Origin of the sequence: Nonomuraea sp. NPDC003560, from assembly GCF_042878785.1 — a bacterium.
Taxonomy (GTDB): Bacteria; Actinomycetota; Actinomycetes; order Streptosporangiales; family Streptosporangiaceae; genus Nonomuraea.
In genome coordinates, this window is sequence record NZ_JBIAOF010000002.1 from 1,047,040 (window position 1) to 1,063,132 (window position 16,093).

A 16,093-nucleotide genomic window follows, 5' to 3' on the forward strand; every position below is an offset into this window, starting at 1 on the left:
GTTTCTGCCGTATCTCCGACGGCACCCCTATTGCGGCTGTCTTCCGTCGCCACCATCGGCTGCAGCCCTGCCTCCACCTACGACCAGCGCATGACCTGTCTGCGCAAGGTGACCGGCCGCGGGGTGGACACCTACAAGCGGCTGTGGGCTGGGAGAGCACCCCGCGGGGTGCGACGCGCTGTCATGCCGCCCGCCGGCGCCGCACGGCCCGCCGGATCGCCGTCGGAAGGAACCCCGCACCGACGCTGACCGCGGCCGCCGCGACGGCCAGCAGGGTCGACCGCCAGGGCCAGGCCGCCCCGGTGAGCGTCAGGTGGGCGGAGGGGTACTCCGAGAACTTCGCCGTGACCCGGGCCGTGGAGCGGTCGCTGTGGCGGGCGACGTCACGCAGGACCGGATCAAAGCCGAACTCACCGGCATGCCGTCCCCCGCCGGGCAGTTCGACGGCCAGCTTGTCGCGCTGCGCCCAGGTGCGCAGCGACGTGTCGACGGCCGACACATCCGCGACGCCCGGCACCACGAAGCGGTCCACTCCGTGGGAGCCGGAACCTGTCGGCTGGGCGACCAGAACGAGGCCGTGACGAGTGGTGACTGTGCCACGGCTGCCGAGGACCACCGTACGTGCGCTGAAGGACACCCCGCCGTACGCTTCGAAGGCGGCTGCGGCGTCGATCTCATCGACGCCGTCGACCAGGCCGATCCCCACCGTGGAGCGAAGCCAGGGGAACGCGGCGTTCAGGGCGTACGGCAGGTCGCCGAGTGTGAGGTGGTTGGCCGGGATCGTGGTCGGCCCGTCCAGAGTCCAGCCCGGATACGACAGGCCCTTCCCGATTCGGGCGGCTTCGCCGTTGCCTGCCAGTTTCTCCACGACCCTTAGGGCTCCGACCGTACCGGAGGTGATGCCGGCGGTGGTGGTGACCCGGCCGTCCTCCACATACCGCTGGCCGCGCTTCCAGTGCACCCGGGGGTGATCGCGCTGCAAGGAGCTGATGTTGGACCAGAAGGAGGTCGCGTCCCGGCCGTCCAGCAGGCCGGAGGCCGCCAGCAGCTCAGAGCCCGCGCATACTCCCAGAACACGCGCGCCCTTGCGGTGCCGCTCCACGATCCACTCCCGCAGCCGCGCCTCCTTGGCGTCGGCCGGTTCGGTCACCGCGGGCACGACCACCACATCGGGCTCAGGGATCACTCCGCTGCCCACCTCGGCCAACGTGTGGTCGGGCAGGAGATGGGCTCCGCCGGACAGCGGGGAGACGCGGCGCTCGGCCGCCACGGTGTAGACGAAGAACTTCTCCGACTCGGCGAACACCCGGTACGGCGCCATCACGTCGGTGGCCACAGACCCCTCGTTGCTGACCACCACGGCCACCGTGATCCGGCCGGTCGGCACGGCCCGCGCGGTCGGCCACGCACGCGCGTCCGATGCGGTCGGTGCTGGGGCGAAACTGTCCGCCATCGACATGCTCACCCCCGCGAAGGCGATCCCGGCGAACGACGCCACCGACAGCGCCGTGCCCATGAGCACCCAGCCCGCACGGCGGACCACCCAGCGCCCCCTATTCAATCTTGACACGACATACCTCCATAAAGCGGACGATTGGTGGGGGTGCGGCACACGCAACCGCCCCCATGGGGAGAACAAGAAAGGAAGTGGCCGAGGGAAGGCGTCAGGAGCCGTTCCCAGCGGGCGTTTCAGCCGGCGGGGCGCAACTGCGTGCGGAGTCGGGACGGCGAAATGCCGAAGCTCGCGGTGACCAGGCGGCGCAACTGCCGTGCGTCACGGAAGCCGCAACGGGCGGCGATCGTCTCCACCGTCAGGTCGGTGTCCGTCAGCAGGGCACGGGCCCGTTCCAGGCGCAGCCGGCGCTGGTAGGCCAGCGGGGTGATCCCGGTGGCCGTGATGAAGGCCCGCGTCAGACCGCGCGGCGACAGATGGGCAACGGCGGCGAGCTCGTCGAGGGAGTGCGGGGCGTCCAGGTTCTGAGCCAGGTGGTCCTGCACCCGGTGCACGGCGGGCTGCAGATGGTCGCGGTAGCGCAGGAACGGGCTGATCTGGGCAGCATCGCCGTCCCGCCGTAGATAGAGCACCAGCTCACGGGCGACGGCGGCGGCCAGTTCCGGGCCGTGGTCGCGTTCGACGAGGGACAGTGCAAGGTCGATCCCGGAGGAGATGCCCGCGCTGGTACTGATGCGCCCGTCGTGGACGTAAAGGGCCGCCTCGCGGACCCGGGCTGCCGGATACCGCTCGCGCATCGCTCCGGTCAGCGACCAGTGCGTCGTGCACGCCCGTCCATCCAGCAGCCCCGCCTCTCCCAGGGCCGCGGCGCCGCTGCACACCGACGCCACCCGCGCCCCCGCGTCATAAGCCTCCCGCAGCCATCGCACTGCGGCGCTCGACACCAGTCGGTCGGATCCGGTCAGTCGTGGCCCCGGCACCAGCACCAGATCACCCGGTCCCGCCTGCGTCGCCGCGAGCGCCTGGAGCCCAGCGAGCTCCAGCCCCTGCGCCGAGCGCACCCCACCGGTCTCGGCGACGTACTCCAGCCGGTAGCAGCCGCCCAAGTGGGCTGCCGCAGAGAAGACCTGGACCGGGCCGCCGAGATCCAACAGGTTCACCTCGGGCAGCACCAGCACGACCACCCGTCCCGTACGCCCGCTCGTCACGTCACTCACACGGACACAGTAGGCAAGCTCCACCGATGCCCACGAGGGCAACCAGCGCCGGAGACCGGACGGATCAGGCACTGCGAGGTCCGGACCCTTGATCAATCTGTGGGATTCGCTCTCGGGGCGGGGCCTGGGTGCCTGGCCGACCGTCTGCAACCGCTTCCGGTAGTGGCGTGACACGGGCCTCTTCGAGGCCCAGCTGGAGGGCCTGATCGAGGTGAGGAGAGCGGCGAGAAGGGCCCGGTCCTCGGGTGTGGATCGCGCTCTCGTGTCAGCGCCGAGTTGGCATTGGAGGACGGCGATCTGGTGACGCGGAACGAGAATTTCCAGGTCCTTGTCCCGTTCGCTCATGGGCAGCAGTCGCAGCGCGGCGAAGGCGTTCGTGACGGTCAGGTAGGCCAGGCGGAGCAGCACAGCGGATCATCCTGCCGTACGCGTTTCCGTCTCCCGGCTGACCGGAACTCGCGTACGTTGCAGCGAAAGCCCTCGCAGACAATGACCTGGGCGGATGCAGTCATCGGCAGGCGCGGTGCCGGGCGTGGGCGAGGCGATCGCAGCGGAGCTGAACCGGGGGCGCACTACCGTCAGCGCGGCCATCGCCGCGCTGACGGACCGGACCGTTGCCGGTAGCGCTGCGGGCGGACGTCCCCCGCCGAGGGCCCGGCCGGATCAGAGGTTCACCGCCGAGGCGGTCTCCTTCAGCTCCGCCTCGTCCATGTGGGCCACCCGGCTGGTGAAGAACCAGGAGTGCCCGAAGGGGTCCTCCAGCTCGACCTGCAGATCGCCGTGGAACTGCATCTCCACCGGCCGGATCACGTGCGCTCCGGCCGCGATGGCGCGCGTCGCGAACGTCTCGACGTCCGCGACGAAGACCATCAGGTTGACCGGGGTGCCGCCGATCGTCTTCGGGCTGCGGAAACGGTACTCGGGGTACTCGTCGCGCAGCATGAAGACGGCGTCGCCGATGCGGAACTCGGCGTGCGCGATCTTGTCGCCCTGGCGGGGGATCTCGATGCGCACGTCCGCGCCGAAGGCCTCCCGGTAGAAGGCGATCGCCGCCTTGGCGTCGTGCACGTTGAGGTAGGGGACGCCGCCCTTGTACTCCTCGGGGATGGGGTTCGTCATGGTGTGCTCCTTCGTCGTTGCCATGCCTCCACCCTGGGCGCCGCACTGACCTGCAACAACGACGAGATCCGAAACGATCCTCAACCCCTGGGTTAGCGATCGAGCTCTGCCTGCAGGAGCTTGAGGAAGGAGCGCACCCTGCTGGTCTGGCCGCCGACCGGCCAGACGGGGCCGTACTCGATCGGCGGTAGGTCGGCGATAGGCACGTAGGCGAGGTCCGGCCTGGAGTGGTACCGCGTGGCCTGCCCGCCCACGACGGCCATGCCCGCGCCGCCGCTGACCAGGGTGAGCAGTTCCTGCCGCGAGGTCAGCACCTGCTCCCGCCGGATGGGGCGGCCGCTGGGGGTCTGCGCCGGGATGAGGGCGTCGAGCAGGTAGGCGGGCGCGTCGGCGGGGACCAGCACCAGGTCCCTGGCCAGGTCCTCCACCGTGACGGCGGCGCGCCGGGCGAAGGGGTGCCGCGCGGAGACGGCCAGCAGGCGGGGGTCGCGCAGCAGGGCGGGCCCGCTCGACAGGTCGCTCTCCCGGACGGGCAGCTCGGTGATCTGCAGGTCGAGTTCGTCGCCCCGCAGCGCACGGAAGGCGTCCGACAGGTGCACCTCGCGGATGCGCACCTCGCAGTCCGGATGGCGGGCGCGGAACGCCTGCGCGGCGGCCATGATGGCCTCGCCCACCAGGGGGCTGGAAAAGCCCACCCGAAGGGTCCCGGCGAACCCCCGGCCGGCGGCGACGGCCTTGGCGATGCCTTCCTGGATGCGCTGGTAGCCCGCCTGCACGTCGTCGCGGAGCTGACTGCCCACCGGGGTGAGCGTCACGTGGCGGCTGGTCCGCTGGAACAACGCGACACCGAACCGGCGCTCCAGCTGCTTGATCGTCTGGCTCACCCGGGCCCCGCTGACGCCCAGCCGCTCCGCCGTACGACCGAAGTGCAGCTCCTCGGCCAAGGTCAGGAAGATCTCGATGTCACGCCGTTCCATAACCCGTACGTTAGCGATCGTTGCGAAATCCGGCGTTGCCGCGGGTGGGGGCGGTGGCGACCCTGGACACCATGAAGAACACCGTATCCGTGGACATCACCCTCGACGTCAGCTGCATCTGGTCCTACCTGGCCTTCACCCGATACCGGCGAGCCGCCGCCCGCTTCCGAGACGAGGGCGGGCACGTCGACCTGACGATCCGGTCCTGGCAGGTGGAGCCCGGCGCGGTGGGCGGCGAGTCCAAGCTCGCGCAGAGCCTGGCCAGGTTCGGCGAGAGCGGGGTGGCGCGGGTCAACGCCCTCGCGGCGGCCGAGGGCATTCCGCTGGACTTCGCCAAGGCGTTGACGGCCGGCACCCGGCACGCGCACCAGCTCATCGCCATGGCCGCCGACCAGGGGCTGGGCGAGGCCATGACCGCGCGGCTGTTCCAGGCCCATTTCGTGGACGGCGCCCACATCGGCAGCCTCGGCGTGCTGCGTGCCCTGGCTGCCGAGCAGGGCGTGCGATGGGATGAGACGGTCCCCGTGCCGTGGGCTCGGGAGGTGACCGCCGTGCCGGTGTTCCGCTTCGGCCGGCAGCCCGCGCTCCACGGCGGCACCCTGTCGGAGGAGGCCCTGTACGGCCAGCTGACCGTCGTCGCGAACGCCCGCCCGCGCTGGCGCCCAGCTTGCAGAGGTGCGTCCGGCTAAGTTGCTCGCGGGTACCGCCAACGGCTGTCCGCAGGTTCAAGCCGGACTCATGGTTCGGGCAGCAGTCCTACTGCTCGCAGCCCCTCTTCATAGCCGCCCTCGGAACATGCCCAGAATCGCTCGGCGGCGGCGATGACCGCCAGGCGCTCGCAGGTCGTCCATGCCTTGATCATGTCCAACAGAGCGTGCCCTTCCTCCGCCCATACCGCTGCCGCGCCCAACGCGATCACCGCCTCCACTTCCTGTGCCAGCAGGCGCGTGCCGGCCAGGCGGTCGGTGGAGTGCATGCCGTTCACCGCGTCCACGACCAGCAGAGCTTGACGCAGGGTGAGTGAAGGTATCGCCGTCATGCGCCGGCACGCGCACGCACGGCACCCAGCGCCTCCGTCAGTGATTCGGCGGTGGGGGCGCGTTCCGGGTCGATGAGACGTTGCAGGATCAGCCCCGTCAGCAAGGTCAGGTAGAAGGCGCCGACCGCCCGCTGCGTCGCTGGAGGCGACGTCCCTTCAGCGAGCCAGTTGGTCAATTCCAGGCGTGCGGCCTCCTGAGCGTCGGCCAATGCCTGGCGCAGCTGTGGCCTGCGCTCGGCCTGAGCGAAGACTTCGATGCCGGCCACGAAGACTGGGCGGTGGAGGTCGAGCAGCTCGATCGCCTGCTGCCACAACTTCCCATCCCCCTCGCGTGGCACTTCGCCCGCCATGGCCTGGCGTAGCTTGTCGGCCCACTCGGCGGTCGCCTCGACCATGGCGTCGGCCAGCAGCGCGTCCTTCGATCCGAAGTGGTAGCCGATGGAGGCCAGGTTGGCGCCGGAAGTCCTGGCGATGTCGCGTGCCGTGGTGTGCGCGTAGCCGCGTTCCTGCAGGCAGCGTTTGGCGCCCTCGATCAGCTTGTCTCGCTCCTTCATTCCGCCACCTTATCCAAACAACCGTCACAAACACATGTTTTGCACGAACGTTTCAAACGTGTGTATGGTCGTCGGCATGGCACAAGCAACCGCAGCGGTTACGGCCGCGAGCGACTTCAGCCGCCTGTCCAGACTCATCCGGCAGGCCGGGCTCCTCGACCGGCGCCCCCGCTACTACCTGGTCCGGATCACCGCCGTCGCAGCCGCCTACCTTGCAGGAGCGGCAGCGTTCCTCTGGCTGGGCGACTCCTGGCTCCAGCTCCTGCTGGCCCCCTACTTCGCGATCGTCTTCGCGCAGGTCGCCCTGGTTCTGCACGATCTGGCTCACCGGCAGGTCTTCAGCGATCGCCGCCCGAGCGAGATCCTCGGGCGGCTCGGCGGCAACCTCGCCATCGGCCTCGGCTACGGCTGGTGGATGAACAAGCACACCCGCCACCACGCCAACCCCAACCACGAGCAACTCGATCCGGACGTCACACCCGACGTCCTCGTGTGGTCACAGGAACAGGCACGCGACGCGCGCGGCCTGGCCCGGCTCATCGGCGGCCGGCAGGCGTTCCTCCTCTACCCGCTGCTCCTGCTCGAAGGGCTCAACCTGCACGTCAGCGGTGTGCGGGCCCTGCGGCAGCCCTGGATGAAACAGCGCTTCCTGGAGGGCGCGCTGCTGTTCGCGCACTTCGCCTGTTACCTGGGCGTGCTGGCTTGGACCCTGTCACCGGGCAAGGCACTGGTCTTCCTCGCCATCCACCAGGGGCTGTTCGGCGTCTACATGGGCTGCGTGTTCGCCCCCGGCCACAAGGGAATGCCGACCCTCACGGGGGAGGCCAAGCTCGACTTTCTACGCAAGCAGGTGCTCACCACCCGCAACGTGCGCGGCGGCCGGTTCACCGACATCGCCATGGGCGGGCTCAACTACCAGATCGAACACCACCTGTTCCCCAACATGCCCACCCCCAACCTGCGCCTGGCGCAACCCATCGTGCAGGCCCACTGCCGGCAATTGCGCCTGCCGTACCACGAAGTCAGTTTCGTCGCCTCGCACGCCGAGGCGCTGCGTCACCTGCACCAGGCCGGTGCTCCGCTCCGAGAGAAGGGCCGCTCATGAAGGCCGGACGCAAGCAGTGGATCGGGCTGGCCGTCCTGGTCCTGCCCGTACTCCTGATCTCCGTCGACCTGCACGTCCTGTCCTACGCGCTGCCGTTCATCAGCGCCTCCCTGGCGCCGAGCGGTGCCCAGCTGCTGTGGATCATCGACATCTATCCGTTCATGCTCGCCGGGCTGCTGCTGCCGATGGGCACGCTCGGTGACCGGGTCGGGCGGCGGCGGCTGCTGATGGCGGGGGCCGCCGCGTTCGGGGCCGCCTCCGCGGTCGCCGCGTTCTCTCCCAGTGCCGACCTGCTGATCGTCACCCGTGCCCTGCTCGGGGTGGGTGGCGCCACGTTGATGCCCTCGACGTTGTCGCTGCTTCGCAACATGTTCCACGATGACGGCCAGCGCCGCGTGGCGATCGCCATCTGGACCGGCGCGTTCGCCGGCGGCGCGATGCTGGGCCCGCTGATGGGCGGCGCGTTGCTCGAGCACTTCTGGTGGGGGTCGGTGTTCCTGGTCAACCTGCCGGTCATGGCGCTGCTGCTGGTCCTGGCGCCGCTGCTGCTGCCCGAGTCGCGTGACCCGCGTCCGGGCAGGTTCGATCTGCTCGGAGTGGCGTTGTCGCTGGGCGCCATCCTGCCGACGATCTACGGGATCCAGCACATCGCCCAGGACGGCCTCGGCTGGGCGCCGGCGCTGGCCATCGTCGCCGGGCTGACGCTGGGGGCCGCCTTCGTCCGGCGCCAGCGCTCGATGGCCGATCCGATGCTGGACGTGCGCCTGTTCGGCAGCCGCGCCTTCACCGTCTCGATCGGCGCCAACACCCTCGGGGTCTTCGCGATGGTCGGCTCCAGCCTGTTCACGACCCAGTACCTGCAGATGGTCATGGGCGCCAGGCCGCTCATCGCCGGGCTGTACGCGCTGCCGTCGGCGGGCATGGCGATGCTGGCCGCCGGGCTGGCGCCGGTGCTCGCCCGCAAGGTCAGGCCGGGCCTGGTGGTCTGCGCCGGGCTGCTCGTCGGCGCGAGCGGGTTCATGCTGCTGTCCCGGCTGGACGTGACGGGGCAGAGCGGTCTGCTGATCGCCGGGATCATGCTGATGGCCGGTGGCGTCACGCTCGTCCTGACGGTCTCCTCCGACCTGATCATCGCCACCGCTCCGCCGGAGCGCGCGGGATCGGTCGCCGGGCTGTCACAGGTGGCCACCGAGTTCGGCGGCGCGCTCGGCATCTCCCTGCTGGGCAGCATCGGCACCGCCGTCTACCGGGGACACCTCGCCGAGACGGGCGCTCCGTCACCGGCACTCGACACTCTGGGCGGCGCCCTGGAGTCGGCGCGGCACCTGACGGAACCGGCCGCGACCACGCTGGCCGCCGCCGCCCGCGAGGGCTTCACACAGGGTCAGCACTACGCCATGCTCGCCGCGGCCGCCGCGTTGTGCGTGATGGCGGTGCTCGCTCCCGTCATGCTGCGTGCCGTACGGCAGGCGAAGGGCACCCCGCCGCCACCTGAGGACCGGCACGCCGGCCGCCACGCGATGCGCTGAAGAGGCCGCTTGCCACGGCAGGCGGAAGGGGGCGGGTCGGAACGAGGCGGGCGGAACAGGGCCGCCGGGGCGAGGAGCCTGGAGTGGGGCCGAGCGGTCAGGCGGGTGCCGATTCCCCGTGGCCCGCCGCCTGGGCGACCGCGCGGAGGCCGGTGGCCAGATCGTGGGCCGCCGGGGCGTTGTCGGGGTCGATCTGCCAGCGCACCAGCAGCCCGATGAACAGCGTCAGCAGCACCTGGGCCCCCGCCTCGTCGTGCCCGGGGAGGCGCGCGCTCAGCTCCCGCTGGGCCAGCGCCTGCCCCTCGGCCAGCCGGGCCCGCACATCAGGCAGGTGAGAGGCCTGCGCGAGCGTCTCGACATTGGCCCGCCAGACGGTCGGGTTGGTGCGGAAGGACTCGATCAGCTCACCCCAGAAGGCCTCGAACCATTCCTTGGAGTCGTCGGGAAAAGCCTTGAGGATCTCCGCGACCGCCTCGCCGGTCACCTCGATCATGGCCTGGGTGAGCAGCGCGTCCTTGGAGCGGAAGTGGTAGTTGATCGCGGCGAGGTTGCTGCCGGAGACGGCGATGATGTCGCGCACCGTCGTGCGGGCATATCCGCGCTCGGACAGACACTGCTTGGTCGCGGCCAGCAAATCCTCAGGAACTCCCACGTGACGATCCTACCAACGCCGCAAACAAGCGTTTCAAACATCCGTAGCCCACGGTGTAGCCGGCATCAGAATCGATGCCGGGCTCGCTGGTGTGAACGGTCACCTGTCTGTCGGGGCTGGGGAGAAAGGGGTGGTTCCCCAGCCGGGCAACATAGCCGAATTTGTCCGTCCAGTCCGTCACTCATCTGAACTTCCGGGGCGGGGCGGGGCGGGGCGGGGCGAGGCGCGAGCCCGATGGCCGACATGTGCACCGGCCATGGCTCGACTGTCCGCGCAGACTCCAGCAGTTCGTGAACGGCACGCTGGATCCTCCCCGGCCCACGGCTCTCGCCATCGCTTGAGAACCCAAGATGACCATCGATTCCTCGACCCGAACCCGAGCTCGGGATGGCGCAGCACCAATCCGGTCCGCTCCTCCCTGAAGGCCCCCGCGGGTCGAAATCCGAGTATGGGGTTACTCATGACCGATCTCGCCTGGGCCGGTGATGGTGGGGGAGTTCAGCCCGTGTCACCGAGGAAGCACAGGAGAGATCATGAGTGGTAGGCGACTCGCCGTAGCCGTTGCGTCAGCCGGTCTGCTGGCCGGCACGCTCTGCGTGCCCGCGTCGGCGGTGGCGTCGGCGTCGGCGGCCGGTCCGGTGTACTGGTACCAGGTCGTGGCTCAGCACAGCGGAAAGTGCCTGGACGTGGCGTACGCCAGAACCGGGCACGCCGCCAACGTCATCCAGGGCACCTGCGCCCCCCGCGGCAGCGGCTACAACCAGCAGTGGCGCATCGTCGACAGCGGCGCCTCCGGCAACTACATCCGCCTCATCGCCCGGCACAGCGGCCTGTGCCTCGATGTCGCCTATGCCAGCACCAAACACGGCGCGAACGTCATTCAAGGCGTCTGCGGCGGGCCGGCCGCCTACAACCAGCAATGGCGCATCGAGTACGTGAAGACCGACGGCACCGCCCGCATCCGCGCCCGGCACAGCGGAAAGTGTCTGGACGTGGCCAACGCTCGCCTTGAGCACGGCGCCAACGTCATTCAGGGCACCTGCGGCGGGCCCGGCTCCGGCAACAACCAGCTGTGGCGCTTCCGGCAGGTCGGCGTCAGCTGGGAATAGGATCCGATGGCCCCGGCAACGGGCCGGTCGTCTCACTACTCACCTGAGATCGTGACTCATTTGGCGGTGCTGGCCGTCTCCGCCCAGCGCGACCACGACCACATCCGCGACAAGGGACCCTGGAGGCCGGCAGGCCGCCGCCGCGCCCGGCCACCACGGCGGCCGGGCCGAAGGTGATCGATGAGGACATGCCCACCTTCGCCCTGGCGCTGCGAGCCATGGGCCGGCGTCCTCGTGTGTCGGGACTACGGCCCAGGGCGCCATCCGGCGGCACCGTTCGATGGTCAGGTGGTGGAGTGGTTGTCGCAGCGGTAGTGGGACGGCGCGGCTGGCGCTGTCCCAGGACCTTGCCCGGGGCGGAATGCTGCCGGCCGAGACACGGGGTGGGCGCGGCCGGCGGCCGAAGCGGAGGTGAGGGAGGCGAGCAGGGCAGAGCCGAGGCGCCCGCCTCCCTTCTACTCCAGGCGGCGCAGGGCGTGATTGCAGCGACCTGAAACCGCAACCGCCACCACCTCCTGGCTCACCTGGCGCCACACCAGGAAACACTGGGCCGCCCCATCGGTCCCGGCTGAGGCCGAACGCCGCAGGGAAAGTGCCGACGAGGCCCGCGCTGTGGCCAGGACCACCATCCACCGGCTGCTGTCGCGCCAGTGGTCTCCCGCTGCGCAAGAAGAGGCGGTGGCGGATGCTCTACGAGACCGCCGCACTCACGTCCGCTGCAAGGGCGGTGCCGCCGAGTGGGTGTACCGGGACAGCGGCAGCGCCCGCGGTGCGGCACGAGGGCGCCTCGCCATGATCGAACCGGATGCCTACGTGGCCACGGTGTCCTCGTCCGGCGAGTTCGGAACGTTGGACTTCCTGCTGCGGTCCTGTGCGAACCAAACCAGGAGCCGGCCGAGATCATAGCTTTAGGTGTTCGTGTGGCCACTAATGGTGATAACTCTGGGGTGATCAACAAACAGCAGATCGCGAGCGCTCTGAGCGCCGCGCCGCCGGTCGTCCTGTCGTCCAGCGCCAGCTCAAGGGCGGCCGCCACCACCACCGCTCCTCCCGCCGCGGAGTGGAGCGACCGCTGGCCGCTGCCCGGCGGCACCGCGTGGGTGTATTACGGCGAACGCAACCAGGCCCTGACCCGGCCGGTGCTCCTGGCCGACGGCTTCGGATCCGGGGCCAGCGACATCGACGAGCTCTACGACGGCCTGGAGAGGCGTGCCTTCCCGCTGATCAGCGAGCTGCGCCGGCGCGGACGCGACGTCGTCATCATCGGCTACGACGACCGCGGCGCCTCCATCCTCGACAACGCGCAGACCGCCACCGCGGCGATCCATCGCGCCGCCGCCGAGCGGGTCGGCGGCGCCCGCCTGCTGGCCGGCGGGTTCAGCATGGGCGGCCTGGTCACCCGCTACGCCCTGGCCCGGATGGAGAGGCAGCGCATCGACCACCAGGTCGGCGTGTACTTCTCCTGGGACACCCCGCACCGCGGCGCCTACGTGCCGATCTCGCTTCAGGCGTTCGCGCACCACATCAACGCCTACGACTCGCGCTTCTCCGACCTGTTCAACAGCCCCGCCGCCCGCCAGCTGCTCGCCTGGCACCTGCCTGGCACCGACGGCGTGCCCGGTGTCGACCCGCTGCGTACCCAGTTCCTGCGCGAGCTGGAGTCCGTCGGTGGGTGGCCGCGCATCCCGCGCCTGCTCGCCGTGGCCGACGGTGCGGGCAACGGTGCGGGCAACGGCACCGGCGCCGGGGAGAGCGCGCTGCTGGGCACCGGCGACCTCATCACCGGTACCGACCTGCGCACGCAGCCCAAGGCGCCCGAGACCCTGGCCGGCATGCTTCGCCTGGTGACGCCCGACGTCATCGAGGTGCAGGCGCCGGGAGTCCCGTGCGTGGACGGCGCGCCCGGCGGCATCCTGACCGGCTTCAAGATCCTCGCCGACGCGCTGAACGCCATCGCCGAAGCCACAGGTCTCGGCCTGGACGTCGACAATCCGATCGCCGGGCACTGCTTCGTCCCGTCCATCAGCGCCGTCTCCGTCCGCGACGTCACCGACGCCGACCTGTACACCGACATCGACGCGCTGTCCCCGGACGAGAGCGACTTCGACGACTTCATGTGCGCCGGCGACAACCGCGGCCACACCGAGATCACGGAAGAGGGCGCCACCTGGCTCCTGGACCGCCTGCCCGACTAGAAGGCGCAACCAACCTCACGACAGCCCCGCATCCTCGATGGCGACATTGTCGGCGAATTGAGCAAGGGACGAAGCGGCCCCGTGATCACCAGTGAGATCGCGGGGCCGCTCTTTGTCGTGTTTGAGTGGGAACGACATCTTCGGTGGCGTCGCGTGCGGCTGCTGTCGATCTTGCATGTCGGGTGGTGCGTGCCCGGGTCGACTGGACGAATGCGCTCGGCTTGGAGTTGACCGATCCGGGTGTTGGCCGAGCTGTCTCCCCGCGAGAGCGGCTGCTTCCGCCGGTCCACTGAGTGGACCGAAGATTGCCCGTCGCCGTTTCCACCAACAACATGGACCCTGTCGAGGGGCGGTTACAACCAGCGACGATCCGAAGATCGAGCGATCGGACAGCAGGCGCTCCGGCCTGAAGATCCAGCGTCCGACCACCGTCGATGCGACACCTACGTCCGGCGGCGGCGATCAGGCTGTTACGAAGGGACGACCACGATGAGCAACCGATGGGCGAAGGCCCTGTCCCGTGCCCTGATCGCAGCGGTGGTGGCGGCTACTGTGACGATGGCGCCGGGCCTGACCGGCACGAGCGGCGCCTCGGCCGCGGCCGACCCGACATGCGGAAGCTGGACGTCCAGTCTCGTCTTCCCCGGTCTGTCGGCCCGAGCTTGTATCTGGGGGACCGGTGCCGCCTGGAAGCAGGCTCAGACGGAGGTCTTCAACGGCACGGGTTTCTCGGTGGAGGTCGAGAACCTCACCGCCCGCCTGGAGTCTCTTCCCGCGGACGCCCGCTGCGTCAACATCAACCTCCAGAACGGGCAGACGGCGTTCTGTGGCACTCGCAGCGTGCCCGACAACAACCCCTTCCAGTTCGACCGTGCCCTGGGCTCCGCCCAGGTCACAGACCTGGTCAGGCGGGAGCAGTTCTCCTTCGAGTCCCCCTTCGTGGGGTGAGCGGCGGCGGCGCCGTAGCAGGCATTTCGAGATCGGGCGGCCTCACTGCCGGTGCCGCGCCGGCCGACGTGCTCGACCAGGCGTCGGCCCGCCTGCAGGACCAAGTCGTGGCCCGGCGGACGGGCCGGGTTCACGGTGCATCGCCAGGGTGCGCAGAACGGGGCCGTCGCGCATGAGGTCAGCCCGTCCGACCAGGCGGGTTCCGGCAGCAGCGGGGTGACGTAGTGGCCGAAGCGGCGCTTGGCCGGCGGCCTGCGGGCCTCGAAGGCGTAGTCGAAGCCGAACGACCGCCGGGTGTGGTCGAGGTCCCGGATGAGGTTGTCGAACAGGTCCGCAGAAGCAGGCGGTTTTGGTCAGCAAGGCGGTGAGGCTGTCTGCTCGTCGCGGCGGGCTGCTGGTGCGGCAGCCGGGCAGCAGCCCCCTTGAGACGGCCGCCTCCGCTCCGCGCGGGGGGCGCAGATCTCCGAACTGCGTGCAGGGCGAGGCAGCGATCCTCCGGCCGACCGGAGAACCGCGGCCGAGCCGGCGCAGATCGCGCGCAAGCTCGCCGACGAGCGCCGCGGCGACCGACCCGCCTCCCACGGAGGCTCAGGCCGGAAGGGCCGCCGTCCGTGGCACGCGCGGCAGGACGTGCTCGCCGACCCGGTACGCCTCCTCCAGATGCGGCCACCCGGACAGCACGAACTCCTCCACCCCTGCCGCCGCGTATTCGTGGAACAGCGCCGCGACCTCGTCGTACGAGCCGACCAGGGCGGTGCCGGCGCCCTCGCGCACCAGCCCGACCCCGGCCCACAGCCCCGGGTGGATCTCCAGCTCACGGGTGCCGCCGGCGTGCAGGTCCACCATGCGGCGCTGGCCGACGGAGTCGTAGCGGGCGAAGCGGTGTTGGGCCTCGGCGATGCGGCCCGGGTCCATGCCCGTGAGCAGCCGGTCGGCCTCGGCCCAGGCGGCTTCGTTCGTGTCGCGGGCGATGACGTGCACGCGCAGGCCGTACCCGAGGGTGCGGCCGTGCGCGGCGCTGAGCGTGCGCAGCCTGGCCACCCGCTCGGCGACCGCCTGCGGCGGCTCGCCCCACATGAGCACGACGTCGGCGTGGCGGGCGGCGACCTGCTCGGCGGCCGGTGACGCGCCGCCGAAGTAGAGCGGCGGCCTCGGGTCGAGCGGCGCGGGCAGGCCGCCGCTCTCGACCCGGTAGTGCTCGCCGTGGTGGTCGAACGGCGCGCCGTCCCACGCGCGGCGGAGCACGTGCAGGAACTCGCCGGTCCTGGCGTAGCGGGCGTCGTGGTCGAGGAAGTCTCCGTACGCGCGCTGCTCGACGGGGTCGCCCCCGGTCACGACGTTCAGCAGCAGCCGGCCGCCGGAGATCTCCTGGAAGGACTGGGCCTGCTGGGCGAGCAGGGTGGGCAGCGCGTACCCGGTGCGGAAGGCGACCAGCAGCCGCAGCCGCTCGGTGTGCTGGGCCAGGGCCGCGCACACGATCCATGGGTCGGGGCAGCCCGCGCCGACGGGGGTGAGCGCGGCCTCGAACCCCGCCTGCTCGGCCGCCCTGGCCACCTGCGTCAGGTACGCGACGGTGGCCGGGCGGGCGGAGGGGCGGTAGGCGTCGGTGGTGGTGATGGCCGAGCGTACGTCGTGACCGTCACCGGTCGTGGGCAGGAACCAGTGGAAACGCATCAGGAAACCTCGGGGTCGGACGAAGCGGCCCGCCGGACGGCTGCGGCCACGGTCTCGCGTACGGACGGGAAGTCGGGATGGGTGCGCGGATCGGCCGCGCGCGGCAGCTCCGAGGGCTGGTCGAGCACGATCGTGCCCGGCCCGCGGCTCATCACCAGCAGGCGGGTGCCCAGGTAGACGGCCTCGTCGACGCTGTGCGTGACGAACAGCACGGTCTTGCCCGTGGCCTGCCACAGCCGTCGCAGTTCCTCCTGGAGCCGCTCTCTGGTGAGCGCGTCGAGCGCGGCGAACGGCTCGTCCATCAGCAGGATCGCGGGGTCGGGCGCGAGCGCCCGGGCGATGGCGGCGCGCTGCTGCGGGCTGGGGACGAACACCTCGGGCCACAGGCGGGAGGCCGCGACCGCCCACCAGATCGCGGCCAGCAGGACCACCCCCGCCACCCGCAGCCCGACCCCACGGATCATCGTCTCCGCCCCTATTCCACAATAAGCTACTGGTTTAGTGGGAATTAAGGTAGACGAT

At 70.5% G+C, this 16,093-nt stretch carries 15 protein-coding genes; 6 read left to right on the top strand and 9 right to left on the bottom strand.

Translation table 11 applies throughout. The features are described from left to right. Positions 1–181: 181 nt before the first annotated feature. The 4 genes from ACFYUV_RS10285 to ACFYUV_RS10300 all read right to left on the bottom strand — a co-directional run bounded on the left by ACFYUV_RS10285 (position 182) and on the right by ACFYUV_RS10300 (position 4,766). Positions 182–1,570, bottom strand: a complete 1,389-nt coding sequence (locus ACFYUV_RS10285; protein ID WP_387667167.1) for a DJ-1/PfpI family protein — start codon at positions 1,568–1,570, stop codon at positions 182–184. A 119-nt stretch (positions 1,571–1,689) separates the two neighbouring features. Further along, positions 1,690–3,078: a GlxA family transcriptional regulator gene (locus ACFYUV_RS10290; protein ID WP_387667170.1), complete on the bottom strand. Its 1,389-nt coding sequence runs from the start codon at positions 3,076–3,078 to the stop codon at positions 1,690–1,692. 255 nt (positions 3,079–3,333) lie between these two features. Then, positions 3,334–3,813: a VOC family protein gene (locus tag ACFYUV_RS10295; protein ID WP_387667172.1), complete on the bottom strand. Its 480-nt coding sequence runs from the start codon at positions 3,811–3,813 to the stop codon at positions 3,334–3,336. A 68-nt stretch (positions 3,814–3,881) separates the two neighbouring features. Continuing rightward, positions 3,882–4,766, bottom strand: a complete 885-nt coding sequence (locus ACFYUV_RS10300; RefSeq protein WP_387667175.1) for a LysR substrate-binding domain-containing protein — start codon at positions 4,764–4,766, stop codon at positions 3,882–3,884. Positions 4,767–4,837: 71 nt separating this feature from the next. Between ACFYUV_RS10300 and ACFYUV_RS10305 the strand changes: the two genes are divergently transcribed. Next, entirely contained in the window at positions 4,838–5,455 is a 618-nt protein-coding gene (locus ACFYUV_RS10305) for a DsbA family protein (RefSeq protein WP_387667177.1), read from the top strand. Positions 5,456–5,502: 47 nt separating this feature from the next. On the opposite strand, the gene ACFYUV_RS10310 is transcribed toward ACFYUV_RS10305, so the two are convergent. Both ACFYUV_RS10310 and ACFYUV_RS10315 read right to left on the bottom strand, forming a co-directional pair. Next, positions 5,503–5,760, bottom strand: coding sequence for a hypothetical protein (locus ACFYUV_RS10310; protein WP_387667180.1), 258 nt, complete (start codon positions 5,758–5,760; stop codon positions 5,503–5,505). A 41-nt stretch (positions 5,761–5,801) separates the two neighbouring features. Then, complete coding sequence (locus ACFYUV_RS10315; RefSeq protein ID WP_387667182.1) at positions 5,802–6,359, bottom strand: TetR/AcrR family transcriptional regulator; 558 nt, start codon at positions 6,357–6,359, stop codon at positions 5,802–5,804. A gap of 76 nt (positions 6,360–6,435) precedes the next feature. Here ACFYUV_RS10315 and ACFYUV_RS10320 point away from each other — a divergent pair, with 76 nt between their 5' ends. After that, positions 6,436–7,464, top strand: a complete 1,029-nt coding sequence (locus ACFYUV_RS10320) for a fatty acid desaturase family protein (RefSeq protein WP_387667185.1) — start codon at positions 6,436–6,438, stop codon at positions 7,462–7,464. Beyond that, positions 7,461–8,993 (top strand): MFS transporter, encoded by a 1,533-nt coding sequence (locus tag ACFYUV_RS10325; protein WP_387667187.1) that lies wholly within the window; start codon positions 7,461–7,463, stop codon positions 8,991–8,993. The genes ACFYUV_RS10320 and ACFYUV_RS10325 overlap by 4 nt, the downstream gene beginning before the upstream one ends. A gap of 97 nt (positions 8,994–9,090) precedes the next feature. Here the strand turns inward: ACFYUV_RS10325 and ACFYUV_RS10330 are convergent, their stop codons facing one another. After that, positions 9,091–9,645 (bottom strand): TetR/AcrR family transcriptional regulator, encoded by a 555-nt coding sequence (locus ACFYUV_RS10330; protein WP_387667190.1) that lies wholly within the window; start codon positions 9,643–9,645, stop codon positions 9,091–9,093. A gap of 533 nt (positions 9,646–10,178) precedes the next feature. Between ACFYUV_RS10330 and ACFYUV_RS10335 the strand changes: the two genes are divergently transcribed. From ACFYUV_RS10335 to ACFYUV_RS10345, 3 genes are all read left to right on the top strand, one after another. Next, the gene (locus ACFYUV_RS10335; RefSeq protein WP_387667192.1) at positions 10,179–10,754 is read left to right on the top strand and encodes an RICIN domain-containing protein; all 576 of its coding nucleotides are present in this window, start codon (positions 10,179–10,181) and stop codon (positions 10,752–10,754) included. Between the two features lie 947 nt (positions 10,755–11,701). Then, the gene (locus ACFYUV_RS10340) at positions 11,702–12,949 is read left to right on the top strand and encodes an esterase/lipase family protein (protein WP_387667194.1); all 1,248 of its coding nucleotides are present in this window, start codon (positions 11,702–11,704) and stop codon (positions 12,947–12,949) included. A gap of 489 nt (positions 12,950–13,438) precedes the next feature. Beyond that, positions 13,439–13,897 (top strand): hypothetical protein, encoded by a 459-nt coding sequence (locus ACFYUV_RS10345; protein ID WP_387667196.1) that lies wholly within the window; start codon positions 13,439–13,441, stop codon positions 13,895–13,897. A gap of 588 nt (positions 13,898–14,485) precedes the next feature. Here ACFYUV_RS10345 and ACFYUV_RS10350 read toward each other — a convergent pair. Both ACFYUV_RS10350 and ACFYUV_RS10355 read right to left on the bottom strand, forming a co-directional pair. Then, the gene (locus ACFYUV_RS10350) at positions 14,486–15,571 is read right to left on the bottom strand and encodes an LLM class flavin-dependent oxidoreductase (protein WP_387667199.1); all 1,086 of its coding nucleotides are present in this window, start codon (positions 15,569–15,571) and stop codon (positions 14,486–14,488) included. Further along, the gene (locus ACFYUV_RS10355; protein WP_387667202.1) at positions 15,571–16,035 is read right to left on the bottom strand and encodes a hypothetical protein; all 465 of its coding nucleotides are present in this window, start codon (positions 16,033–16,035) and stop codon (positions 15,571–15,573) included. The genes ACFYUV_RS10350 and ACFYUV_RS10355 overlap by 1 nt, the downstream gene beginning before the upstream one ends. Positions 16,036–16,093 lie beyond the last annotated feature (58 nt).